Annotated in this window: 16 protein-coding genes; 2 read left to right on the top strand and 14 right to left on the bottom strand. The window is 61.1% G+C overall.

Annotation, left to right across the window (positions count from 1 at the left end):
* Positions 1-3 precede the first annotated feature (3 nt).
* Genes EXY20_RS17940 through EXY20_RS17920 form a run of 5 tightly spaced genes read right to left on the bottom strand, consistent with a single transcriptional unit; the run spans position 4 to position 8410 of the window.
* Positions 4-1743, bottom strand: coding sequence for a DUF5107 domain-containing protein (locus EXY20_RS17940; RefSeq protein WP_135553479.1), 1740 nt, complete (start codon positions 1741-1743; stop codon positions 4-6).
* A gap of 42 nt (positions 1744-1785) precedes the next feature.
* Entirely contained in the window at positions 1786-3921 is a 2136-nt protein-coding gene (locus EXY20_RS17935) for a right-handed parallel beta-helix repeat-containing protein (RefSeq protein ID WP_135553478.1), read from the bottom strand.
* A 23-nt stretch (positions 3922-3944) separates the two neighbouring features.
* Positions 3945-5888, bottom strand: a complete 1944-nt coding sequence (locus EXY20_RS17930) for a hypothetical protein (RefSeq protein ID WP_135553477.1) — start codon at positions 5886-5888, stop codon at positions 3945-3947.
* A 15-nt stretch (positions 5889-5903) separates the two neighbouring features.
* Positions 5904-6665: an SDR family NAD(P)-dependent oxidoreductase gene (locus EXY20_RS17925; protein ID WP_135553476.1), complete on the bottom strand. Its 762-nt coding sequence runs from the start codon at positions 6663-6665 to the stop codon at positions 5904-5906.
* Positions 6662-8410: a right-handed parallel beta-helix repeat-containing protein gene (locus EXY20_RS17920; protein WP_135553475.1), complete on the bottom strand. Its 1749-nt coding sequence runs from the start codon at positions 8408-8410 to the stop codon at positions 6662-6664. The genes EXY20_RS17925 and EXY20_RS17920 overlap by 4 nt, the downstream gene beginning before the upstream one ends.
* 248 nt (positions 8411-8658) lie before the next feature.
* Here EXY20_RS17920 and EXY20_RS17915 point away from each other — a divergent pair, with 248 nt between their 5' ends.
* A complete protein-coding gene (locus EXY20_RS17915; protein ID WP_167859331.1) occupies positions 8659-9732 on the top strand; it encodes a Gfo/Idh/MocA family protein in 1074 nt (357 codons plus the stop codon).
* 462 nt (positions 9733-10194) lie between these two features.
* Here the strand turns inward: EXY20_RS17915 and EXY20_RS17910 are convergent, their stop codons facing one another.
* The 8 genes from EXY20_RS17910 to EXY20_RS17875 all read right to left on the bottom strand — a co-directional run bounded on the left by EXY20_RS17910 (position 10195) and on the right by EXY20_RS17875 (position 20588).
* On the bottom strand, positions 10195-11082 hold the full coding sequence (locus EXY20_RS17910) for a carbohydrate ABC transporter permease (protein WP_135553473.1): 888 nt from the start codon (positions 11080-11082) through the stop codon (positions 10195-10197).
* A gap of 20 nt (positions 11083-11102) precedes the next feature.
* Positions 11103-12002, bottom strand: coding sequence for an ABC transporter permease (locus EXY20_RS17905; protein WP_135553472.1), 900 nt, complete (start codon positions 12000-12002; stop codon positions 11103-11105).
* 79 nt (positions 12003-12081) lie between these two features.
* Positions 12082-13815 (bottom strand): extracellular solute-binding protein, encoded by a 1734-nt coding sequence (locus tag EXY20_RS17900; RefSeq protein WP_135553471.1) that lies wholly within the window; start codon positions 13813-13815, stop codon positions 12082-12084.
* A gap of 98 nt (positions 13816-13913) precedes the next feature.
* Complete coding sequence (locus EXY20_RS17895; RefSeq protein WP_135553470.1) at positions 13914-15554, bottom strand: response regulator; 1641 nt, start codon at positions 15552-15554, stop codon at positions 13914-13916.
* A gap of 26 nt (positions 15555-15580) precedes the next feature.
* Positions 15581-17317 carry a sensor histidine kinase gene (locus EXY20_RS17890; protein WP_167859330.1) on the bottom strand — a complete coding sequence of 579 codons (1737 nt, stop codon included), beginning with the start codon at positions 17315-17317 and terminating at the stop codon, positions 15581-15583.
* A 115-nt stretch (positions 17318-17432) separates the two neighbouring features.
* Complete coding sequence (locus tag EXY20_RS17885; RefSeq protein WP_135553468.1) at positions 17433-18416, bottom strand: MBL fold metallo-hydrolase; 984 nt, start codon at positions 18414-18416, stop codon at positions 17433-17435.
* Positions 18417-18762: 346 nt separating this feature from the next.
* A complete protein-coding gene (locus tag EXY20_RS17880; RefSeq protein ID WP_135553467.1) occupies positions 18763-19620 on the bottom strand; it encodes an inositol monophosphatase family protein in 858 nt (285 codons plus the stop codon).
* Between the two features lie 146 nt (positions 19621-19766).
* Positions 19767-20588, bottom strand: coding sequence for a sulfite exporter TauE/SafE family protein (locus EXY20_RS17875; protein ID WP_135553466.1), 822 nt, complete (start codon positions 20586-20588; stop codon positions 19767-19769).
* 175 nt (positions 20589-20763) lie between these two features.
* On the opposite strand from EXY20_RS17875, the gene EXY20_RS17870 reads away from it, so the two are divergent.
* Positions 20764-22296, top strand: a complete 1533-nt coding sequence (locus EXY20_RS17870) for a glycosyltransferase family 39 protein (RefSeq protein ID WP_167859329.1) — start codon at positions 20764-20766, stop codon at positions 22294-22296.
* 809 nt (positions 22297-23105) lie between these two features.
* Here EXY20_RS17870 and EXY20_RS17865 read toward each other — a convergent pair.
* On the bottom strand, positions 23106-24584 hold the full coding sequence (locus tag EXY20_RS17865; RefSeq protein WP_135553464.1) for a glycoside hydrolase family 10 protein: 1479 nt from the start codon (positions 24582-24584) through the stop codon (positions 23106-23108).
* Positions 24585-24634: the final 50 nt, after the last annotated feature.

The following is a 24634-nucleotide window of genomic DNA, read 5'->3' as shown; positions in this document are numbered from 1 at the left end:
GCGCTATTCTTCGTCGTATTCGCGGTACGCGCCGAACACGAACAGATCGTCCTCGCCGAGCGATGCCGGGATTGCGGCCGCGTCCCGGCCGAGCGCCGCCGCCGCGCGCTGCCAAAGCTTCGTGCGCGCGTAGCGCTGGTGAATGAGCTGGAACGGCGTCGACTCCAGCAGCCGCGCGGCCAGGGCGTAATCTCCCTTGTCCGCGGCAAGCGCAGCCCGCCGCTCGATCAGCCACTCGTCCTGCAGCGCCGAAGTCGCCTCGAGCCAGCGCTCGCGCTCCGGCAGCGTCTCGTCGCCGAGCAGCGCAAGCGTCACGTCCCGCTCGAATGTCACCTGCGGGTGCAGCGCGAATACGCGCGAGCGAATCCGCCGGTAGCAGGCCGCAGCTGCGGCGGCATCGCCCTTGACGCGCCGGTGCAGCCGGGCGGCCAGGGCGGCCGCGCGGTCGTCGCCGGACGCTTCCAGCGCCGCAAGCGCTTCGTCCGTGCGATCGTTGCCGGCGTACCAGCTGCCGAGCTGGAACAACCAACGATCCCGCTCCCGCCCGGACGATGCCTCGATCGCCCAGCGCAGCGCCGCTTCCAGTTCCTCCAGGCCGCTCGGCGCCCAGCGGTTGTCGCATTCGTCCGGAGGAGCCGGCCGAAGCGAATCGTCGCCGCTGAAATACGCGTCCAGCAGGCGCGTCCATAAGGAAGCCGAGCCGTCCCGCCAGGCAAACAGCGGAACGCGCTCCAGCGGGATCAGCTCCGGCGCCGGAAGCTCAATATCGTAGATGGACAGGCGCCGGTCCGTCGGAATCCAGAACTCGGTATGCGACCGCTTCTGCCGCGGCTGAAGCTCCTGCTTGATCGACTGGTCGACGATCGGCCCGGCCTGAATTTCCAGGCATTGCTCGCCGTCCAGCGTATACTGCGTAATGAACGCCTCGTGCGGGCCGATGCCGTCGGTCCACAGCTTCATGCCCGGCACTTCGCCGCTGTCGGCGACGTGGTACAGCCCGCAGCCGAGACTTGGCGTATAGGCACCGAACGCGCCGCAATCGGGCTCGCGCCAGAAGAAGCCGGCCATGCGCGTCATATCGGACTGCCGCTTCGGCCCTTCCCGCTCCCAATCGATCATCGCCATCTTCTCGCCGTGATACAGCACGGGACCGCGCGGGTAATGGAACTCCGTATCCTCCCGCGCCGGCACCCCGGCATTGGACCACGACATCCACGGATGTGCGGTTTCCGTCGGGTTGTAGAACACGGTGCGCTGGGTAAGGAACGTATCGTGCTCGCCTAGCGAATATTCGACCGTCCACTGCATGCCGAACCGCAGCTCCCGTTCGCCGCACCAGACATAGATGCGATCGCCGATCCGCTCGCAGCGGAAGTGCACCGGCACGATCTGCACCGGCGTATGCGAGATCGGGAAGCTGACCTCAATGCCGCCGCCGATGAAAAAGTGCCGCGGCAGCACGCGGATCGGCCTTACGATCGGCGCGTGATGAAGCGCTTCGCGGCCGGACGGGCGATGCTGCAGCGCGTAAACCTTGCCCCCGAGATCGGGGCAAACGACGGCCCGCACATGCTCGTTCTCCAGCGATATGAAGCGGTAAGAACGCAGTTCGGCGCGACGGCTCGTTTCGACATAGCTCTCGTAAGGGTATACGCCATCCGGATCGTGCGCCGTCGGGATCGGCCCGGCCGGCGTCATTTGATGCTCCAGCATGGCGTCCGTGTAAGACTTCAATTCCAGCATCGCGCATCAACTCCTGTCAGTTTGCCGGAAGTCCTCCCGCGTTTAGCCGCGGTACTCGTCCTTGTACAGTCCGATCTTGTCGAACGGAATCGGTTCGAAGCCCGGCACGTTGCGATACACCGGGGAATCCGGCTGCAAGGCGAAATTTTCGCCGCTTTCGTCCACGAACTTCAAATCGTCGCTCGTCGCCCAGTTGTCGCCTATCGTGCCGAACTCCCGCCCGGTCGGGTCGATCCACATCGTATCCTCGTGCTCCGACATGAGCCCGCCGTGGTACCAGCTCCGCCCGGTCTTGTAAATGACGTTGCGCTGCACGACGTTGTATTTCGGATACGAAGGCGTGTCCTCCCATATCGTCAGCAGCGCCGGATACCGGCTGCTCCACGGCTCGCTTGCGACCGGCATCGCCAGCAGCCGCTGGTGCATGACCTGCCCTTCGCTCGAATGCTTCTCCGCCCATTCGCCCGGCTTCGAACGCGCGTCGAGCTGCAGCGAACGGTTGCTGTTCAGGATCAAATTATCGCGCAGCACATTGCTGCGGCCGCCGCCGATCATGACGGCCAAATCGATGTCGTGCAGCACGTTGCCGTACATTTCCACGCCCGACGCCATGTCGTCCAAATAAATGCCGATGTGCAGCTCCGACGCGTCGTTATGGATGCGATGGATAAAATTATACCGAACGACATTGCCCATTTCGGTCCAGTCGCGGCCGATATACACGGCGCCGGCATCGCCCGTTTCGGTCAGCACGTTGTAAATCCGGTTGTACTCCGTCACATGGTCGTTGCCGTAAATGAGCACGCCGACATGCGGCGCGTCGTGAATGTAGTTGTGCGCGGCGATGTTGCCGACGCCATTGAATTGCACAGCAGCGCTGTACGTCAGCTTGAGCCGGCTGTACCGCGAAATATCGTTGTTGCGCGCATAATTGCCGCCCGGTGTCAGCGTGCGGCGGTCGCCGCCCGCCAGTACGATGCCGCCGATGCCAGTGTCGTAAATGTCGCAGCTGACAACGCCGTTGCGTACGCCGCCGTTGATGAAGATCTCCTCGCGCACGCCCGTTGCCGTGGACGCCGGAATGTCGTTTTCTTCGCCAATCAGCACGCCGAAGCCGGCGAGCCGGCGCATCGTGCAGCCCGCGACCAGATTGTCGGCGCCGCCGGCAATTTGAACGCCCGTTCCGCGCGCCGCTTCCAGCGTCAGCTTGCGCAAGGTAACGTGCGACGCGTCCCGCAGCAGCACGAGCGGATCGCCAAGCAGCGACAACTGCACCGTGCTGTCGCCGATCGGACCCGGCGGGTAGAAATACAGCATGCCGCTCGACCGGTCCAGGTACCATTCGCCCGGCGCGTCCAGCTCCTCCAGCACGTTGTAGTAGTAATACCGCTGCCCTTCGCGGATGCTGTAGTAGCTGGCGGTTTCCGTCGACAAGCGCCCGCTGCCCGCATCGATCGCGGAAACGCGCAAGTTGCCGTCGGCCCAATCCCAGTACCAGTACCCGTACATCCAAATATCGCCGTCATTCTGCCAACGCGAAGGCCGGTCGTCGGCGTAAGCGAACGTGGCGCCTTTGCGCATTTCTTCGGCGATGGCGGCGGCGTTGCCGTCCGAATCGCGCGGATTGCCGCCCGGATCGGCTACCGTCGCCACTTTGACGTAACCAACGTTCGGGTACCGCGCCAGCGTCATCGTTTGGCCGTCGTAGAACAACTCCGGCGGGCTGACGTGATTGGCCGACTTCGACAAGCCGAAGCCGGTTTGCTCGATGCGGCCGAACGATGTGATGCCCAGCGCGCCAAGATCGATTTGCACAATGCGGTCGCGCACTTGCTCCTGCAGGCGCGCCCGCACGGCAACGCTCTCCACCGGCCGGAAGGCGGCGGCCGGCAAATCGATGCCGCCGCTGACGCGAACTTCTTCGCCGTCTTCGGCGGTATAAACGATCGGCGCATCCGCCGTGCCGCCGTCCTGCTCCTCGAGCAGGAACGATTCGGCGAGCCGGTAAACGCCGCCGCGCAGCTTCACCGTAACGCCGCCTTGCGGCAGCCCGGACGTTGCCTTCAGGCGGCGAATCGCGTCGCGCGCGCCGGCAAGCGTCGCCAGCGGCGCATCCGCCGTGCCGGGATTGTTGTCGTTCCCGGCCGTATCCACATAAAGCGTAATCATCGATTCCATGGTGTCAATCGCTCCTTATTGGCCTACTCCAGCTGACGGCCTTTGATCGGTTTCACTCCTGCTGCGGCCTTGCTCCATGGCGTGTCGTACGTCGGCTGCGCGCAATAGCGCTTCATGCCGAGCCGCAAACGCATCCCGGTTCCCGGCGCCATCCGCACCGTCAGCCATTTGCCCGACACGTCCGACGTGCCGAGCGTTTCGCCGCCCTCGCCAAGCTGCTGCGCCGACGTAAACGCGTGTTCGCCGAAGGTTCCCGCCTGCACGATCACATCGCGTTCTTCGAACAGGCTCGTGTTGACCAACTGCAATTCGACGAAGTCGGCGCCGAGGCCGTCGACGAGCGCCGCCACATCCTGCGGCAGACCGGGGCGACGTTGCTTGGCGTCGAAATAACGAACGCGGGCATGCTGCAAGCCGCCGTGGTACACGTGCATCGGCGCACCGAGCGTCAGCTGCGCCAGCCCTTCGATGATGACCGGCGTCAGCTCCTGCCACTGGTGAATCGTCATCGACGCCTGCGACAGCGCGGTGCGTTCCGGCGCATATTCCTCGGAACGGATTTTTTCCAGCTGCTTGCGGATGATCGCGTATTTGGCGCGCAGCAATTGCACCGGGTAATCCGGGTTGCCGCCGCGGATAAATTTGAACCACTGGGCGGCATTGCCGTTGTAGCCCATATGGCCGCCGTTCGTCTTCTGGCCGTAGCTGCTGTAGCGCGAATCGATGCTGTCGAACTGCGCGGACGACCAGCCGCGTTCGGCGCGCGCCGCGTCCTGCTCCTCCATCGATACGTTCCAGAGATATACCGCAAACATCGGATGCGGGATGCGGTAATCGCGCCAGCCGTCGTCGTAATGGCGGTTCGGCACGACCCATTGGCCGTTGTCGTCTTTGCCGAGCGACCAGAGCAGATCGAGCTGCGAACGCGCCAGGTCGAGATGGGACGTGTCCCCGCCGGTTAGAAGCACCGCATTGCAGCCGGCGATAACCGTCGGCTCGAGAATCGTCATCGCGCCGTGCGGCCAGCGCCAGCCGTAGTAGCCGCCCCACCATTTGCCGTCGTTGTATTCGCCGATTTCCCCGGAGAGCCCGATATTGTCCGGCGTAATGCCGCCGTTGCGGTCCGTGCGTTCCTTCCAGGCGCCGAGATACTCCAGCACCCAGGCGCGGTACTTCTCGTCGGCCGTGTACATATAGGCGTGCGTCATCATGCTCGTCGAGCACAGATTAAGCGGCACGTCGCCGCGCGCCTGGCGCTCGTTGATCCGGTTCAATATTTCGCGGTAGACGGTGTCGTCGGACCATGGACATACTCGGCCGTTGCCGTCGACGCCCGGAATGTCTTCGAACGGCGGCAAGTATTCGTCCAGAATTTCGCGGTGCGTCTCCCAGTCTTCCGCCGTTTGCACGAAGCGCGGCCCTTTGCTGCCGGTAATCGGCGAACGGATCAGCTTGCGTTCCGTGTCGTAGTTGAGCGCTTCCGGGTCTTCGCCGTTGTAGAAGCCGGCGTATTTGATCGCGCGCTGCCGGTCCTTCGGCACAGTCGGATCGGCCAGTCCGAAAAAGTAGAAAAACAAATAGCCTTCTCCGTGATGCATCCAATCGTAATAAGCGTCGAATTCGTTGTGAATTTGTCCGTACTGAGTCCACTGCCAAGTGATCGCGTCGTACATTTCGCGCGACACGCGGTACACTTCCTCGCTGCCGCCAAGCGCATAAAACAGCGGGAAGTTCATGAAGCCTTCGTAAGGGTCGTCCGAGCCGTCCATGCCCGGCCATTCCTCGCGCCAAATGAGGGTGCGGTCTTCGTTCGTATAACGCTGCACGAATTCCAGCGCTCCCTTGTTCATCACGTCGATCATTTGCCGCTCCAGCAGCGCCCATTCGGGCGGAACGACGGCCTCGTTCGCATGCAGAACGGGAATGTCGGGCGCGTCGTCATTCGGCTTGCGTTTGTCTGGTTGCATCGATATAGCCTCCAATTAAGTAAGATGGGCCCCGCCGTCTATCGGAATCGCCGCGCCGTTGATCCACGACGAACGCTCGTCGGCAAGCATCAGCACGCCGTCCGCAATTTGCTCCGGCAAGGCGACGATGCCTTCGCCAAGCTCCTTGTCCAGCATTCGGCGCCCTTCTTCGGCGCTCCCGGTGTAAGTTTCGAGCCAGCGCGTCAGCGCCGGCGTAACGGTGCCGCCGGGAAGCAGCGCGTTGACGCGGATGCCGCGGTTCTTCAGCTCCATGGCGAGGCCGCGGGTCATATGGTTGAGCGCCGCCTTCATCGTATCATAAACGAGATTGTCGCGGGAATTGCGCAAGCTGTTCGTCGAGCCGACGTTGATGACACAGCCGCGGCTCGCGGTCAAATAAGGCAGCGCCGCCTGCACGACGAAGAAAGCGCTTTTTAAATTGACGGCGAACAGGCTGTCCCAATCGCCGTGTACGACTTGCTCGAGCGGCTTGTTGCTGATGAGCGCCGCATTGTTCACCACGATGTCGATGCGCCCCCATGCCGCGGCCGCCGCCGCAACGATGCGCTCCGGCGCCGCCGGGTCGCTCAGGTCGGCGCGGACGAAGATCGCTTCGCCGCCTTGCGCCTGCAGCCGCTCCGCCACTTGCCGCCCGCGCGTTTCGTCGCGCCCGGTGACGGCCACCTTGACGCCGCTGCCCGCCAGCTTCTCGGCGATCGCCTCGCCGATGCCGCTCGTCGAGCCGGTAACGATCGCCGTTTTGCCAACCAGTGTCATGCTTCCGCCTCCCTGCCGGCCGCCGCCGCATGCTCCAGCAGATCGCGATACGCTTCCGTCAGGCCGGCTTCCGCGGCTACGCGGTCCGGCGATGCGGCGTAATTGGCGATCACGTTGTCGCCCGTGCGATGCAGATGGACGTCCTCCGGCGTCGAATACCGGCTGTAGTTGTTGAAAATGCGAAATCCTTCGCTGCCCTCGTCCAAATAAATCGCCGAAATCGGGAACGAACCGGCCCACTCGGAACGTTTGATATCCGTCACAAGGTTGCCGCTGATTTCCGATCCGGGCTGTTTGGACAGCGTATAAATGCCGGCGCCGTCGCACAGCTGCGTCATGGAGAAAGCAATCCGGTTGCGCACGATCCGATTGCAAGACGATGCGCTGTCCGTATGCAGCCAGCCCCAGCCGAGGCTGATGCCGGTGTACGGAAGATCGGCCAAATCATTATGTTCGATGACGGCGTTCTTCACGTAACCCGCAGCGATGCCGATGCTGCCGTAATAATCGAGGCCGACCCGGCGGACGACATTGTTCGCGATCCGGTCGCCCGTCGAAACTTCGCGAAGATCGGAGGGATTGTACGCGTCGCCGATATTGCCTTCCGGATCGTTAAATTTGCCAAGCGATATCCCGTTGCCGGAAACGTCGGCAACGATATTGCCTTCCGCTTCGCAGCCAGACGTACCGTAATGAAAATCTAGTGCCGTCGCCCCCATATGGCGGAATTCGCAGCGCTCGAAACGAACGCGCTGCGCGCAAGCGACGTATGCGCCTGCCGGCGGCCGGCCGACGCGCTGGTTGTCGTTCGCGTCGGCGAACAAGTTGTATTGCCCGGCTTGCAGCGTCAAATTGCCGCATTCGTTCGGCCGTTGCCAGCCCGTATGCATGAAAGTGATGCCTTCGAACACGAGGTCGCGCACCGGCCGATCCGGCGTACCCGCCACGCTCACCAGCGTTTCGAGCATGGGGGCTACCGTCTCCGCAGTTGCCATGTCTTCGCCGGCGCGCGGGATGTAGTACAGGTCGCCGCTGTCCGCTGCCTTGTACCATTCGCCTTCGGCGTCCGCAAACGCCAGCGCGTTCTCAAAATGGAACGGCTGCCCTTGCGCATGCGGCGGATGCGGGCGGACGAACAGGATGTCCGCTTCCGTCTCCTGCAGCTTGACGCGCGCCTCGTTGCCGTGAACGGTAAAGCCGGCAAGCCTTACCGTCGACTCGGCCCAATATTGCTGCACAACCATCTCGACCTGGTCCAAATGGGGCCAGTCTCCGATCTGGCTGCGGTCGATCACAATTTCCCGATTGTCCCGATCCCAACGAAGAAGCCGGAAGTAGTTCCCTTTGTTCGGCGTTCTTGCGCGGATGGCGCGCTCGCCGTTGACATACAGCTGGCGGAACCTTAGCGTGCCTGCATCGCACTTGTACAGCAGTTGACCTGCCTTGCTCCAGCCGCCCAATTCGACGCCGCCGCTCAGCACCGGCGTTTCCCCGGGATACGCGCGGTACGTGACGCGATGGCCGTCCGTTCCCGAGTCGCGATCGTCGAACATCGCCGTTTCCGCCATCCGGTAAACGCCGCCGCGCAAATACACGACGATATCGCCGATCATGCTTCGCTTGCATTCGCGAACGGCGTCGCGCGCGCGTGCAAGCGTGCGAAACGGCGACTCTTCCGTGCCCGGACCACCATCATTGCCGTTCGGAGCGATATAGAAGAGCATGCGTACACCTCGAATCGTCATGAATGATGAATGTCGCCATGCGGCGCATCAAGGCGATTATAGGGGGATCGCTCCCGCGCCATCAATTGCAATTTCAATCAAATCGTTATAAATATTTTCTTTCGCCGGATTTTAAATGCCTGCCCGCTCGACCAAAGCCGCCGCGGCGAAAAATTTGCAACGAATTCGAAAAGATTGAGGTAGTACCGGGACGGGCAATTTCTTAAGATGGAGAAGCAACCGATTTCATGAAGAATGGGGATTTGACGATGGAATCGCAACACCGGAAAGTGCGCCTTGGCATCGTTGGGTGCGGCGTTATTGCAGGCCTTCATTTGAAAATGGCGGCCAATCATCCGTGGATCGAAGTGGTCGCGGTAGCGGATATTCGCGAGGAGGCCGCGCGTGGCCTTGCCGAAAAATTCAACATCGGCACCTATTATACCGATGCGGAAGCGTTGATCGCCGATCCTGCCGTGGAAGGCGTGCTTTTTGCGCTGCCGCCGAACATTCGGGCGGCGCTGGCGCTTAAGGCGCTTCAGGCGGGCAAACATGTGCTGCTGGAAAAGCCGACGGCCATGAACGAAAGCGAAATTCGCGAGCTGCTCGCCGCGCAAGGCGACCTTGTCGCCGCCTGCTGCTCGGCGCGGCTGCGCTTCTTCGAGCACGCGCGCATCGCGGAGGAAACGATTGCCGCCGGCACGCTCGGCGAACTGCGCGTCGTGCGCGGCCATGCCTTGTTCGCGGCGAACAAGGCGCCGGAGAAAATGCCGCCGGTATGGCGGCTGAACCGGGCGATCAACGCCGGCGGCATCCTGACCAACTGGGGCTGCTACGATATCGACTATTTGCTCGGCGTCACCGGCTGGTCGCTTGTGCCGGAAACCGTGCTGGCGCAAACGTGGCAGATCCCGCCGGTTATCGCCTCTCACGTGCCGTCGCCGGCGCAAGGAACCGATGCGGAGACGCATGCGATGGCGTTCATCCGCTGCGTGAACGGCGCCGTCATCCAGCTTGACCGCGGCGAATACATGCCGGCGCGCACCGCATTCGACTGGCAAATCATCGGCACGCTCGGCTCGCTTGCGCTTGAAGCCGAACCGGACGGCTCGAAGCGGCTGACGCTCGACCGGCTCGATCCGCAGCTCGGCGTGTTGAGCGAAACGCTGTGGCACGGCGTCGAAGACCATAACATCTCGCACGCGGGGCCGATCGTCGACTTCGCGACAGCCATCGCCACCGGCGGGCAGCCGAAGACGAGCTTGCGGCAGTCGCTGCAGGCGCAGCGCATCACCGACGCGATTTACGCGTCGGCCGACAGCGGGCTGCCGATGACGCTGTAGCAAGCCGCGAGCTCGACGCGATAAGCCATCTTTTATGGTCTATTTCGTCAAAAATGGGCCGTCGACACGAAATAGCCAGTGATTTCACTGGCTATTTCGTGTCCATCTGCCCGGATTGAGGCTGTTTGGCCGATATAGCCAGTGTTTTCGCTGGCTATTCGGGATGATAAGGCCGAAATGAAGCAAATAAGCCATTTTTCATGGGCTATTTTCGCCTGCAACCAAATGTCGCTTGAGTCAGGCTCGCCCCCCTTATCATATACGGCCTGCTTCTTCTGCCCGCTATCCCCTTGGCTCAGACTGGCACGTGCTTGTCCTCTCGGCAACTTCCCAACTTGAGCCGATGGGATAACCAACAGACACGATTTCAAAAACCTCTCCCCCGCCGGCTGCCCGGAGCAAAAAACCACAACCGCCAGGCTGCCCCTCGCCTGACGGTTGCGGTTCTGTAACCAGAGCCGCCTATTCTTTTACGCTGCCGAGCACGATGCCGGACATGAAATAACGCTGCAGGAACGGATACACGAGGAAGATCGGCAGCGCCCCGAGAAAAATTTGCGCCGCCCGCACCGCACGATCGTTGATCGTGCTCAGCATCTGCATCTCCTCGGGCGAACGAATTTGCGTCAAGTCGTAACGAATGACGATCGTCTGCAAATAGCTCGCGAGCGGGTAATGCTTCGGATCGTTCATGTACAGGATGCCGTGGAACCATTCATTCCATTGGCCGACGATCGTGAACAGGCCGACGGTCGCAAGCGACGGCAGCGACAGCGGCAGCACGACGCGCCACAGCAGCTGCCAGTGCCCGGCCCCGTCGATAAACGCCGCTTCCGACAGCTCCTTCGGCAAATTGCGCATGAAGTTGAGCATCAGAATGACGTTGAAGATCGGCACCGCACCCGGAAGCACCAGCGCCCACATCGTATCCATCAACCCAAGCTGCTTGACGACGACATATCCCGGCACCAGCCCGCCCGAAAACAGCATCGTAAACACGAAGATCCAGGCGTACGCCGTTCGCGACTTGAACGCCTTCACTTCGCGCGACAGCGGGTACGCCGTCAGGATTGTCAGGATCATGCTGATCGTCGTGCCGAGCAGCACACGCTCCAGCGAAATGCCGATCGAGCGCAAAAACTCTTTTTTCACCGCAACGAACGCATATGCTTTTATCGAAAATTCGACCGGCCAGAAGGTCACCTTGCCCGCCAAAATCGCCTCCTTCGAGCTGAACGAAACCGCCAGCACGTTAAGGAGCGGCAAAATGCACAACAGTCCCAACGCCAGAAGAAAGCCATAGTTCAGCGCCGTTACGAGCCGATGCGAAAACGTTTTGTTCTGTACCATGGAAAACCCTCCTTGCGGCGCTAAAAGATGCGGTAATTGGCCAGCCGGTATGCGATCAGGTACGACGCCGAAATGAGGAAACACGAAATGACCGATTTGAACAGCCCAACCGCCGTCGCCACGCTAAGCTGCGCATTGATCAGCGCGGTGCGGTACACGAACGTATCGAGAATGTCGCCGGTGGAATAAACCGCCGGGCCGTACATGTTGAACACCTGATCGAAGCCGGCGTTCAGGATGTTGCCGACGCTCAGCGTCAGCATCAGCACGATGATCGGCGTGATGCCGGGCAGCGTAATATGAAGCGTCTGCTTCCAGCGGCTTGCCCCGTCGAGCACCGCCGCTTCGTACAATGCCGGGTTGATGCCGGTGAGCGCGGCCAAATAAACGATCGTGCCGAAGCCGAATTCCTTCCACGTATTCGTGCCGACCAGCACGAACGGGAACCAGTTCTCGTTGCCAAGGAAAAAGATCCGCTTGAACCCGAGCCAGGCGAGAAATTCGTTCAGCATGCCGGTGTTGGGAGACAACACGTCAATCAGAATGCCGGACAAGATGACCCACGACAGGAAGTGCGGCAAATAAATGATCGTCTGGATCGAACGCTTGAACAGCTTGAGCCGGATCTCATTGAGCAGGAGCGCCGTGCCGATCGTCACGACGAGGTCGACGACCAGCTTCATCGACGAGATGACCAGCGTGTTGCGAATGACGTTGTACGTATCGGGCAGGCTGTAGACGTAACGGAAATGCTCCAGTCCGACCCAATTCGAGCCGAACAGCCCCTTCGTCGGATTGAAGTTTTGAAACGCGATGACGATGCCGACCATCGGTCCGTAGGAAAAGATGGCGATAACGATGAGTCCCGGGAGCAGCATCACATGCAGCGGGTAGGCGATTTTGCGAAATTTGCCGATCATCCGGAGTCCCTCCTAAGCTTGCGACAATGGAAAAGGAGGGAGGCAAGCTCCCTCCTCCGCACCGCTCACGCATAACGAATCAGTTGAATTTGCCGCTTTCGGCGACTTCCTTCAGGATTTGATCGCCGCCTTGCTGCTTCCATTGTTTGACGAAATCGTCGAACGAATCGAGCGGATCACCCATAATGATTTTCGTGAATGCCTTCGCTTCGAGGTCGCGCAGCGTCGGGCCTTTGCTGACCATCGTTTCGGTCGGCGGCGCCGTGTAGCCCGATTCGACGACCAGGTTGTTTTTCTTGTAATTGCCGAGGATGCCGAACGCGCCGCTCGGACCGAACGTCGACCACCAGACGAAATTGCCGAAATCGCCGGTTTTGTACTTCTGAATAGCCGTGTAATAGGTGTTCGCCGCAGGCGTCAGCTTCGTGGCGTCATTCGATTGCAGCGCCGCCTGGATCGCTTCATAGTCGTTCTGGTTCGTTTCCGTCGGCGTGCCGACAATTGGCGCGTAGGAGAACACCTGATACGTGGTGCCGTCCTTGACTACCTGGTGGTAAGTTTCGTCCGGCGTTTTGCCGTACACTTTTTCATTGAAGTAGTTCAGCAGCTTGAAGACGGCTTCCGGATTTTTGGCGTTTTTGTTGATGACGTAGAACTTGGTCGGGAGAGCGCTGGTGCTGAGTCCCTTGACCGGCTTGCCGTCCGCGGAAACGAGCGGGTACGCCTGCCACTCGACTTTCGGATCGGCCTTCTTCATATCGGCGATCGGCCAAGTGCCGACCCACCATTGCCCGAAGCTCATGCCAACCTTGCCTTGCGTCGCCAGTTCGCCCGACTTGGCGCCGTCGATGACGCTGAATTCCGGGTTGATCGCGCCCGCCTTGAACAGCTCCTGCAGCTTGCCGAGCGCCGTTTTCACTTCCGGCTGAATATCGGCGTACGCCGGTTTGCCGTCCGCGCCTTTCAGGAACACCAGGTTCGTGCCCGAGCCTTTGGTCGGGTTGAACGCATAAGCGCCGTAACCGTTGAAGAAACCGTCGAGGCCGGACCAGCCGCCCCACAGGTTGTAATCGAGGCTCAGGCCAAAGGTGTCCTTTTTGCCGTTTTTGTCCGGATCGTTGTTGGCAAAAGCTTTGGCGATGTTCATGACGTCGTCCATCGTTTTCGGCGGCTGCAGGTTCAGCGCGTCCAGCCAGTCCTTGCGGACCCAGACCATCGGGAGATCGTCATGCGAACCGCCGCCGTTCGGAATCGCCATCAGTTTGCCGCCGAAGGTAGCCGCTTGCATACGCACCGACTTCATGTCGTTGCCGAATGTTTGTTTCGTCAGATCGGTTGCGTACTTGTTGTACAGATCGGTCAAATCCATGATTTGGCCGGCTTGCACGAGCAGCTGCAGCTGCTGGTCGTCGACAAGGAAAAAGTCGGGCAGATCGCCGGACACCATCGACACGGTCAGTTTGTTTTTGAATTGCTGGTCGCTGACGGTCCATTTGTTGGTGACGTTGATGTTCAAGTCCGCCTTGAAGCTCTTGGTCCAAATGTTGCTGTCCAGCGTGTCGCCGGCCTGGTATTTCGTTGCCGCATTCGCCGAACGAACGGTCGTCACGGTAATTTCCTGCGGATACTTCGTCAGCGGCCCATTGGCGACGGACGGCGCCGCCGAGGCGGATGGCGATGACGATGCCGCCGTGCTGGGACTCGGGCTGGACGAGCCGGAAGACGATTCACCGCCTTTGCTGCACGCGCTTACAACCGTCACCGTACCGATCAGCGCGGCAAGCGACACCTTTCTCCACTTGCGGGCGTTCATGGGTATTCCTCCCCTTCATGATTCTGTCGATTACACTTTTCATTATAGGAGGGGGCGTATGGGCCCGAAATCAGAATGTCTTTACATCGCTGTCCCTTTCATGACTTCTTGACCGCGTCGCGATATTCTTGCGGCGTCATGTCCGTTTCCCGGCGGAAAAAACGCGAAAAATACGACGGCGTGTCATAGCCGATCGCCGCTCCCACCTCGCGGATTTGCAGCTGCGACTCGGTCAGCAGCCGTTTGGCGATCTGGATGCGCAGCGTCGTAATGTAGTCGGTGATACTCACGCCCGTCTTCATCTTGTACAGGCGGGACAAGTAGGCCGGCGCCAGAAACGCGACTTCCGACAGCTGGGTAAGGGACACGTCCTTGTGCAGATTGGCTTCGATATAGGCGTTCAGCTTGCGCACCACGTCGTCTGTCACTTGCTCGTTTTCGTCCGCCGTGCGGGAGAACAGCAAGTCGGCCAGTTTCTGAAAATAGTCGGTCACGTCCCGCCACGAAGCGTGTTCCTGAATGGAGGTGAGCTGGTTGATCTGGATTTTGCCCTGCATTTCGCTCATCAGCTGCGACCGGTTCAAGTACGAGACGAAGATGGCGGCCAGGGAGAAAAAAACTTCCAGCGCGATGCCGGTTTGCATATTAGGCGCGCCGTGCACGGACGCCATGATGTCGGCATACAAGTCGTTGAACTTGTCATGCTCCTTGTTCTCCAGGTATTGCCCGAGCAGGTGAATCCGGTTCACCTTGCCGCGGTCCTCGCTGCGCTGCAGGTCAAGCATGTGCTCGTCGGTAAGCAGCATCTGCTGCCCGAGGCCGAGGCCGCGCGCGAACAGCACGGAGACGCGGTCGTATTTGTCCGGCAGCTCCTCCCACGAGATCAGGCTGCCGCCGACGACAAACGACATCGGCAGCTTCAAATAGTCGCGGCAGGCGCCCTGCGCCGACTCCATCGTGCCGAGCAGGAAGCGGCGAATTTCTTCCGCCTGCGCGCCGTCCGCCGGGAACGCCTCCGGCTTCGGCTGCATGATCCACAGCAGACGATCCGGGGTCAGCGGCACATAAACGAGCCGGAATGCAGGCCCGAAGAAGTCCTCCACGATATTGTTGACGGAAAACAAAAACAACGCCTTGTCCCCGACGATCAAGTCGTCGCGCCAGCTGTCGACGCGTCCGGCGACGAACAGCACGGGCGCCGCGGCATCCAGCGGCACGCCGAGCTCGGCGAAGCTCGCGCGCCGCGACAGCTCGCTTGCGGCTTCGCCTCTCAGCAGCTCGCTCAAATATTCCTTGCGCAGCATCGGCATCGCCTTCACCAAGCTGCCGCGGGCTTTGTCGAGCATCTGCTCGTATTGCCACTCCCGCTCGATCAGGTCCAGCGTTTTGGCGATGGCGGCGACGATCGTTTCGTCTTCTTCGGTTTTCAGCACGTAATCGATCGCCCCTTGGCGGAGCGAGCTGCGGATGTAGTCGAAGTCGTTGTAGCCGGTCAGAAAAACGACCTTGCAGCGCGGCCAGAGCCGGTTCATTTCCTTCTGCAGCTCGATGCCGTTCATCTCCGGCATGGCGATGTCGGTCAGCACGACATCGATCCGCATTTTGCCGGCGATGGCGAGCGCCTCGCGGGCGTTAAACGCGCAATAAATTTCCAGCTGCAGCTCGTCGCTGCCGCGGAACAAGTCGTGCAAGCCTTCCACGATAATCGGTTCGTCGTCGACAAGCAGCAGACGGTACATCAGCTCGGCTCCCTTCCCCTTGTTTGCTAGTTGTAAACGATCGTCAGGACGACTTTCAGCCCGCCCTGTTCGCCGCGCTCCACGTCAATGCCGCTTCCGCCGCCGTAATGAATTTGCAGCCGGCGATGCACATTGAGCAAGCCCGTATATTCGCTGTCCGGCCCCAGCGACTGCAAGCTCAGCCGCAGCGCCGTCAACCCTTCGTCGGTCAGCCGCTCGCCGTTGTCTTCGACCGTGACGACCAGTGTGCCGGCTTGCTGATCCGCGGCGACGGCGATCAAACCGCCCTGGAGCCGCTGTTCGAGCCCGTGCTTGTAGGCGTTTTCGATGACCGGCTGAAGGATGAGCTTCGGCACGGTCAATTTGCCGCTGCCTTCCGGCAACTCGGCGAAGTGCGCCTGGATGCGCTCCGAGAAACGGATCGTTTGAATCGCCGCATAGGTGGTGGAATGCTTGTACTCGTCCTCGAACGGCACGTCGCTGGCCGCGGTGCGCGTAATGTATTGGAAGTATTCGCCGAGATAACGGCTGAAGCGAAGCACGTTTTCCTGGTCTTTCATTTTGGCCAGCCGGTTCAGAATAAAATACGTGTTGTACAGAAAATGGGGGTTGATCTGCGACTGCAGCTGCTTCAGCTCCGAGCTCTGGGCGCGCAGCTTCTGCTCGTACACTTCCTGGAACAGCACCTTGAGCTGGTCGACCATGCGGTTGAACGACTGGAACAAGTAGCGGAACTCGTCGTCGCTGCGCGGCAGCGCCGCGGGCTCGAGGCTGCCTCCCTCCACTTTGCGAAACGAGCGGATCAGCTTCTGCAGCGGCTTGTGAATAAGCCGGAACAACCAGTAGGAGTAGGCGACGATGATGAGCAGGGCGATGAGCGAGAGCAGCCAGTACAGCTGGCGGTACGACTCGATCTGCCCGAACACCTGGCGGTGGGGAATGTAAACGACGACATAGCTGCCGAGCAGCGCGGAATATTCGTAGGCGACCAAATAGTCGCTGCCGCCGATCGCAAGCGGCGACAAGCCGCTCATCCGCCCCGCCGCAAATTGCTGCCTGGCGAATCCGGAAACGGCGGCAACGGCTTCCGCATCCCCCGCGTTGGCGATCGACCAGCCCGCCTGCGGGCTGATCATGAACGCGCCGGAGCGCTCGTAATCGATCATTTGCAGCAGCGACTTGCGCAGTGTGCCGGTATCCAGCTCGAGCGACAGCACAAAGGACGGCTTGCGGCCTTGCACCTCCGACTCCGGATAGGACAAGCCGAGGAACAACCTGTCCTGCCAGGAGATGAAGCCGGGGTCGTTCGAGCCATAGGCCGGCTTCACCGCTTCGTAATCGGGGTCGAGCGTTTCGGTGATCGACTTGTTGCTCGACAGGGTGCGGCCGAGCGTGAGGAAATGGGCTTTCACTTCTTTGATATAGATGCTCGAATTGCGGATCATCAGCAGTTTGTTCTGGATGCGGGTTACCGTCTCCGACCATTCGAACAGCGTCATAAAGTTGCTCACGAACGTAAAATGATGCAGATCCTGGTCGATGACAAAATCGCGCAGCAGCGTCGTCATGTGCGTTCGCTCCGTTTCGAGCGAATTCGTATAGTAGCTGACTCGCGATTGCAGCGAGTTCGAGAGCTCCTTCTGCACGCTGGACTCAAGCAGCCGGTTCATCGTGATGCCGAGGAGATACAGCGGAATGATCACAAGCAGGAAAGCGAACACCAGCTTCGGGAACAGCGTGTGTGGCCACGATTTGCGTTGCATGGGCGGCATCCGGACCTTCCGCTTGAGATTGTGGTAACGCGCAAACGCCGGCATTCAGCCCTATTATCGCCGTCAAACCGCGCGGGCCGAAAGAGGATTTTCATGACATGGCTGTTCATTTGATGACATGTTGCGGCTTCGGCGCCTTCTTCTCGCCGAACGGCTCGCCGAGCCGCGGGATCAGGAGCCCGCGTTCCTCCAGCCCGCGCCGGCGCCAATCGGCAAGCAGCCGGTCGAGCGCTTCCTTCGGCGTGTCGTCGGCGAGCTTGAAGGCGCCGTAATGCATCGGCACCATGAAGCGCGCGCCGGTGTCGAGAAACGCCTGCACCGCCTCTTCCGGCGTCATGTGGGATGACGCCATAAACCATTCCGGCTCGTAGGCGCCGATCGGCAGCAGCGCGTAGTCGATCGCGAAGCGCCGGCCGATCTCGGCGAAGCCGCGGAAATAGCCGCTGTCGCCGCCGAAATAAACCGTCGCGTGCCGGCGGCCGGAAGACCCGGCCCCGGCCCGGCCGTCCGCCAGCACCCAGCCGCCCCAGTGGGACGTATTCATGTCCCACGGCGTGCGCCGCGTCCAATGCTGCGCCGGCACGAAGGTGAAGCGAACGTCGGCCAGCGCCGTCGACTGCCACCAGGCGAGCTCGGTCACACGTTTGAAGCCTTTGCGCCGCAGCATCGCGGCCAGCCCCTCGGGCACGAACAGCTGCGGCTCGCCCTTCAGCTTGCGCAGCGTGGGGATGTCCAGGTGGTCGTAATGGCCGTGCGAAATGAGCACGGCGTCGATCGCCGGCATATCCGCAAGCGGAACGCCGGGCGGCGACAGCCGCGGCTGGAACGCCATCTTCTCCGCCCATACCGGGTCGGTTACGATCGTCAGCCCGCCCAGCTTGATGAGGAACGTGGCATGTCCGATCCACGTGATTTCCGCTTCCTGCGAGCGGCTATGAAGCTGCTCCGTGTCGACGTCCCGGACAGCGGGAACCGTGTACATGAAGTTTTTCGTCTGCAGGCGGATTTTCCGTTCCTTGCGCCATTTTCTCAGATCGGACAGCGTTTTTTTCGTGCTGACGCCGTCCATGTTTTCGTACCGTTTGCTCAAGCGTTGCATCCTCCTCGGGTCGTTAGGCGGTTGCGGCGGCTCGCGCCCCGCATCGGTTACCGCTAGCGTAACATAAAAAGCCGCGCCGATGGAATCGGGCGACGGCGGTGCGGGACACTCGGCGGAATAAGCCATGTTTTATTGGTTATTTCGGCAAAAGAGGACAACAAACGAAAAATAGCCAGTGAAATCGCTGGCTATTTCTTGGAAAAGGTCCGTTTGGAGGTTGTTTGAGCAGAATAGCCAGCGAAATCGCTGGCTATTTTCGATGAAACGCCTAACAAAGGGCAAATAAGCAACTTTTTATGGCCTATTTTGAAGATGAGGTCCGCCCCGGCCAACTCGCCTAGAAGCCGGTTGCGTTCGCTTGCGCCAATTCGCGCTGCAACTCGTCGTGAATGCCGCCGTTCGTGGCGATGACATTGCGCACGGCCAGTTCGTACGGCCGTCCGGCCGTATCGGTGATGCGGCCGCCCGCCTCCTCGATGAGCAGCGTGCCCGCCGCCATGTCCCAGGCGTTCAGCCCGATTTCCCAGAAGCCGCTCAGGCGGCCAGCCGCCACATAAGCCATGTGAAGCGCGGCCGAGCCGGCGATCCGCACGTTGCGCACCTTCGGCGCAATCGCACGCACGCCGTCCATGTTGATCGGCAGCGCATAATCGCGGTCGGCCGGGAAGCCGGTGGCGACCAGGCTGTCGAGAAGCCGCGTTTCGCCGGAGACGCGCATCGGCTTGCCTTTCAGGTAAGCGCCTTTGCCCTTCTCGGCGACGAACAGCTCGTCGCGGCACGGATCGTAGACGACGCCGACAATCACTTCGCCGCGGTATGCGAGCGCTACCGAAACCGAAAAAAACGGAAAGCCGTGCACAAAGTTCGTCGTGCCGTCGACCGGATCGACGATCCACAAGTATTCTGCGCCGCTCATTTGCGCAAGTGCCCTGGCCGAAGCCGCCGGGCCGGGTTCGACGCCTTCCTCGCCGAGAAAGGAGTGATGCGGGAAATGCGTATGAACGAGCCGTCGAATGAGCGATTCCGAGCCTTTATCCACTTCCGTCACGAGATCGTGCGGAGAATATTTCAAGTCGAGCTTATTGAAGTCGCCCAGCTTGCTCTTGATCCATTCGCCCGCCTTGGCGGCCGTATTGATCGCCACGGCGGTGAAGCTTTTACCGCTGAGCGCATAAGTTGCGTTATCCGCTGCCATAAGTAACCACACTTTCTTGTCGCCGCCGTTGCGGCAATCTATGAAACTGCCACCGGGTTCGGTGACAAGTTCAGTATAGTCAATATACGGCGCAATTGCTACGGCGTTTCAACCAAAAAACATCGGCCGATCTGACAATAGCCCGATTACCACAATCCGATGCCGTCCGCGATCAGCCGCAGCGACAGCACGAACAGCGTGGCCCGCAGCAGCCAAAGCAGCCCGCGGCCGCTCATCCGCGACGCGATGCGGGCGCCAAGCCAGCCGCCGAGCCAGGCGCCGGGCGCAAGCGCGGCGACGCTCGGCCAGTCGATCTCGCCCGCGGCGACGTGCGTCGCGCTGCCGAGTATCGCCGACAGGAAAATGACGAACATCGAAGTGGCCGTCGCCACATGCGGCGGATAAGCGAACAGCAGCACCATGACCGGCACGAACAGCGAGCCGCCGCCGATGCCGAACAGGCCGGAGATGAGGCCGACCCCGAGCCCGACGAACAGCGCGGGAATCACGCTGTAGCCGTACTCCCAGGTGTGCCCGGAAGCGTCCGTGAACGTGCGGCGGATGCGCCATTTCAGCTCCACGGGCTTCAAATAATCGCGGGCGACCATCAACCCGGCCATAAACAGCATGAAGCAGCCAAATGCGAGCTGGAACGTCGCCTGCGGGAACAAGCCCGTGAGCGACGCCCCGGCGACCGCGGCGGGCCCGCTTGTGGCGAAGTACAGCCAGCCGCTGCGAAAATCGACGGTGCCGCGCTTCAGGTAAGTGAGCGTGGAAGCGAGCGCCGTGACGATCAGCACCGTCAGCGACGTACCGACGGCGACAGCGGTAGTAATGTCCCGGTCCAGCAGGTGCGGGCCGATATAAATAAGCGCCGGCACGATAATGATGCCGCCGCCCAGTCCGACAATGCTGCCGAACGTGGCGGATACGATGCCGATAAGCAGCAGCAATAAATAAGCGAGCATGATGCGTCTTCCTCTTCCTTTGCGCTAGTGTCACTTGTAACAGTACACCTTCGGCACCGGCTTTGCAAAGCGAATTTGGCGGGAGCGGAACTACCGTGCGGCGGCGATTTGTGGAATAATGATTTTATTATATCGAAGCAAGTCAGCGAAGCTACGGGTTCGGAAAGGACGCAACATGAACGCAGACGCGAGACCCCACACTCCACCACAACCGTTGCCTCCGGCGGCCAGATGGCTCGCTGCAGGCGGCTCGCTCTTTTTTGCCGGCGCGCTTGCCGTTTCGCTGCGCTATTCATCGGCCGGCTTGTTTCACTCGTTGCCGCACATGCTCGGCCTGCTGCTTGCGGCCCTGTTCGCCGCCGCCGCAGCGGTGCTGCTGCTGCGCCGTCTTCCGAGCGCCGCATACGCGGCCGTGCTGCTTGCGCTGACCGCAGGCCTGCGCGTCGCCTGGGTGCTCGCCGTCGATACGCAGCCGGTGTCCGACTTTCTCGACATGTACAACGCGGCCGTACAAGCGGCCCATGGCGATCTGTCGTTCGGACACAACGAATACTTCTCGCGCTGGGTGTACCAGCTTGGCTTCACGCTGGCGCAGGCGGCCGTCATCGCCTTGTTCGGCGACGGCCTGCTGCCGCTGAAGCTGCTGAACGTACTGCTGCAAGCCGCCACCGGCTGGATCGTGTACCGCACGGCGGCGCAGCTGTTCGGCGAGCTCGCCGGCCGGGCGGCCGGCTTCCTGTACGCCGTATACGTCCCGCTCATCGTGATGGGTTCGGTGCTGACGAACCAGCACCTGTCCACGTTCCTGTTCGCGCTTGGCTGCCACGCGGCGGCGCGGCGCCTGTGGCGTTCGCCTGCCGGCGTTGTCGCGATCGCCGCCTGCATCGGCTGCGGCGCGATCGTTCGCCCGCTCGGCGGCTTCTTCCTCGCGCTTGTCCTCCTGTATGCGCTCGCCTGCGAATGGAAAGACCGCTTCGGCGGCCGCCCGTGGCGCTCGCTCGGCAAGATCGCGGCAATCTCCGTCATCTACTTTGCAATCCAGCAGTTGGCCGGGCTGGCGCTCGTCGGCTCCGGCATCAGCGATTATACGCTGGCCAATCGCGAGCCGTACTGGAAGTTCATGGTCGGGATGAACCCGGCGACCGACGGCGGCTGGTCGCGGGAGGACGAACAATACGTCGCGGCGTATCCGATCGGCGAAGCCCGCAATCGCGCCGAGTTGGCTCTGTTTCGCGAGCGGACAAGCGACGCGCGTCAGGTGGCGGCGCTGGTCGGCCGCAAGTGGACCGCCATGTGGGGGCACGAGGACGCCGCCGCGATCTGGGGGTTGTGGGGCGTGGAGAAGCCCGGCCTGGCGAAACGAATTTCGCAGATTGAACGAATCGAATACATGGCGTTCTGCCTCTTCGGCGCCGCAGGCTGCGCGGCGATGGCGGTTGTGCGGCGGCGCGCCGGCGAAGCCGCCTTAACCGAGGCCGCCGCCTCCCCTGCAGCGCAAAAAAGCAGCGCGGCGCTTGCGCCCGCCCTGCCTTTATTGCTTGTGCTCGTCTACGCCGCACTGCACCTTGTCATCGAGGTGCAAACCCGGTACCGATTCGATATCATGCCTTGGATGCTGATGCTTGCCGGAGCCGGCTGCGTTTGGCTCATCTCACCAATACCGCCGCTAGTCAACGGTAAGAAAAACCATCAGGGAGGGTCACTCTGACGGTCCTTTTGGGTTGGGAGTTTAAACTTACTCCAATGTTGCCAGGCTAAGCGGCGGTAACAGGCGCGGCGCACGTGTTTGAACGTTATCCCATTGACTCAGGCTGGCGTGGCGGGTGTGGCAGTTCGTGTATGGGGAGAGGACGGGGCGAGGCGATGGTGGTCAACGAAAGGATGTGTTTGCCCGTTATCCCGTTGGCTCAAGTTAGCGCTTTTATAGAAATGGGATACAAGTTGTTGATGCTTGGGATGGAGCCAAGGGGATAACAGGCACAAGGAAGTTCCGGAGAGGACAACCCCGCTCAAGTTGAGCGAAGGGGATAACAGCACAAGGGGGTTCTGATGAGAACAACCGTTCCAGTCTGAGCGAAGGGGACAGTGAGCAGAAGGGGGGCAGGTGCTTATGGCAAGGAGGGTGACGTAGGCCGGACTCAAGCGACAACTTTGCATGCCATAAACGATGGCTTCCAAACTACCCTCTTGCCAAATAGGCCATGTTTTCTTGCCTATTTCGCCAAAAACGGGCCGTCCCTACGAAATAGCCAGTGATTTCACTGGCTATTTCGCTTGAAGTGCCTATTGGAAGGCGATCTCGGGCAAATAACCAGTGTTTTCACTGGCTATTTCCAATGAAGCACTCGAAATGGTGCAAATAGGCCATTTTTCATAGGCTATTTGGGTTGCCGAGCAATCAATCGGGCCACTAAGGGGGCGGCTCTGGAAGAAGCGGAGCGCTTTCCGTAAGAAAACGACTTCGAAAGCATACACGCTTAGGTCGCCTTTCTTTTCGGATGTTGGCCCCTTATATGTCTAAGAAGTCGCGAGCTCGACCCAAATAACCGTCGTCTCGCGGTCGGGCAGCAGCTCCGCCACATTATAGCCGCCATGAACCGCTTCTTCCGGGATGCGGAACCGGTACACCGGCCCTTCCGGCCGCGGCCCGGCCAGTTCGGCCACTCCCTCGGCGGCGCAAACGACGCCGTTCAAGCGCACTTCTCCGGAGAGCTCCTCGCCCGGCAGCACACCAAGGTAAAGATAGGCCGGCCCCTCCGGCCGCGGTCCGACATGCAGCCGGAATTCCCGGAACCGTCCCGGCGGGCATGCCGCCGGCAGCTGGAAGCCGGCGGCTTCGCCCGGCGCCCACGTATCCGAATAGGTCACGATATGGCGGCGCGGCTTGCCGGCCATCGTCTCCAGCGCTCCCGCTCCGCACAGCAGCTCGTTATAGTTGTCCAGATCGGCCATCGCCGTGTCCGAATCCATATAATTGAACAAATAGATCCGGTCGGCGCCTCGCGAAAGCAAGCTGCTTGCGGCGCCGCGCACCGTCTCCAGCGTGTTCATCTGCCGCAGCGCCGACTTCGGGAATGCGCGGATGAGCACCTCGATGCCCGCCGCCAGCGTCACGTCTGTGCCGCGCAGCAGCTGCTTCCATAGCTCGATCGGCATATCCGTTTCGATCGTCGCCCAGAACGGCGTTACGACGAGCATGTCGACAAGCCCCCGTTTCGCCCATTCCACGGCGTCCATCCCGAGACTCAGAGCCGTTTGCGGCCGCGACGCCACGCGCGCCGACAGCTTGATGCGGTGCCCGCGCTTTGCTTCCCAGCGGTCCAGCAATGCGCGAACATCGGCGGTAAACTGCGTCAGAATCGCCGCGCCTTCTTCCTCGAACCCGGGGCGGAAATGGTAGCCGAACCGCATCCAATCGAGCTCCAGCCCGTCGAAGTCGTACCGCTCCGCCAACTCCTCGATCAGCCGAAAATGATGCTCGCGCACTTCCGGCCGGGCATAATCGAACGCCTTGTCGGCCCAGTCGTCGAACTTGTACGGTGCCCGCCGCAGCTCGGGATGCTGCCGCCACAGCGTGCTGTGCATCGGATCGAGCTCGTTGTCGACGCAGTGAATGTCGTTCATGCGTACCGAAATCCACGGCGAAATGCCGCGCTCGCGGGCGCGCGCGATCCAGCGCTCAAACAAATCGATGCCGTCGCGATGCAGCTGCCAGCCGCGATGCACCCATTGTCGCCGCAGCTCGCGCGCCTCTTCGGGCAACCCGGCAAGAAACGGCTGGTCGTTGCCCCCCAGCGGATCGTAGCCGCTCCAGAAGCTTTCCCAGACGCGGCTGTCGTAGCAGGTGCGCATCGCATTCACGTTGAGCACAAGCTCTTCGACCTGGGTGTCCGCATACTGATCTACCCAGCGCTCGACTTCCTCCGCCGTTAACTCCCGGTGCCGTCGCGACACGATGTAATGATTGCAATCTTCGTTCAAGCTTATTCCCGCCATGTTGTTCGTTCCCCTTCCCGCCGCTTCGGGCATACGGACAATGGAAGCCG

This window comes from Paenibacillus cymbidii, from assembly GCF_004764705.1.
GTDB classification, from domain to species: Bacteria; Bacillota; Bacilli; order Paenibacillales; family NBRC-103111; genus Paenibacillus_AN; species Paenibacillus_AN cymbidii.
The sequence above is the reverse complement of the archived record's forward strand: the minus strand, read 5'-3'. Positions and strand labels throughout refer to the sequence as shown.

Coding starts and splice junctions, on each gene's coding strand:
- EXY20_RS17940 (WP_135553479.1), bottom strand. CDS start 1,743: ATGCTGGAATTGAAGTCTTACACGGACGCCATGCTGGAGCATCAAATG.
- EXY20_RS17935 (WP_135553478.1), bottom strand. CDS start 3,921: ATGGAATCGATGATTACGCTTTATGTGGATACGGCCGGGAACGACAAC.
- EXY20_RS17930 (WP_135553477.1), bottom strand. CDS start 5,888: ATGCAACCAGACAAACGCAAGCCGAATGACGACGCGCCCGACATTCCC.
- EXY20_RS17925 (WP_135553476.1), bottom strand. CDS start 6,665: ATGACACTGGTTGGCAAAACGGCGATCGTTACCGGCTCGACGAGCGGC.
- EXY20_RS17920 (WP_135553475.1), bottom strand. CDS start 8,410: ATGACGATTCGAGGTGTACGCATGCTCTTCTATATCGCTCCGAACGGC.
- EXY20_RS17915 (WP_167859331.1), top strand. CDS start 8,659: ATGGAATCGCAACACCGGAAAGTGCGCCTTGGCATCGTTGGGTGCGGC.
- EXY20_RS17910 (WP_135553473.1), bottom strand. CDS start 11,082: ATGGTACAGAACAAAACGTTTTCGCATCGGCTCGTAACGGCGCTGAAC.
- EXY20_RS17905 (WP_135553472.1), bottom strand. CDS start 12,002: ATGATCGGCAAATTTCGCAAAATCGCCTACCCGCTGCATGTGATGCTG.
- EXY20_RS17900 (WP_135553471.1), bottom strand. CDS start 13,815: ATGAACGCCCGCAAGTGGAGAAAGGTGTCGCTTGCCGCGCTGATCGGT.
- EXY20_RS17895 (WP_135553470.1), bottom strand. CDS start 15,554: ATGTACCGTCTGCTGCTTGTCGACGACGAACCGATTATCGTGGAAGGC.
- EXY20_RS17890 (WP_167859330.1), bottom strand. CDS start 17,317: ATGCAACGCAAATCGTGGCCACACACGCTGTTCCCGAAGCTGGTGTTC.
- EXY20_RS17880 (WP_135553467.1), bottom strand. CDS start 19,620: ATGGCAGCGGATAACGCAACTTATGCGCTCAGCGGTAAAAGCTTCACC.
- EXY20_RS17875 (WP_135553466.1), bottom strand. CDS start 20,588: ATGCTCGCTTATTTATTGCTGCTGCTTATCGGCATCGTATCCGCCACG.
- EXY20_RS17870 (WP_167859329.1), top strand. CDS start 20,764: ATGAACGCAGACGCGAGACCCCACACTCCACCACAACCGTTGCCTCCG.
- EXY20_RS17865 (WP_135553464.1), bottom strand. CDS start 24,584: ATGGCGGGAATAAGCTTGAACGAAGATTGCAATCATTACATCGTGTCG.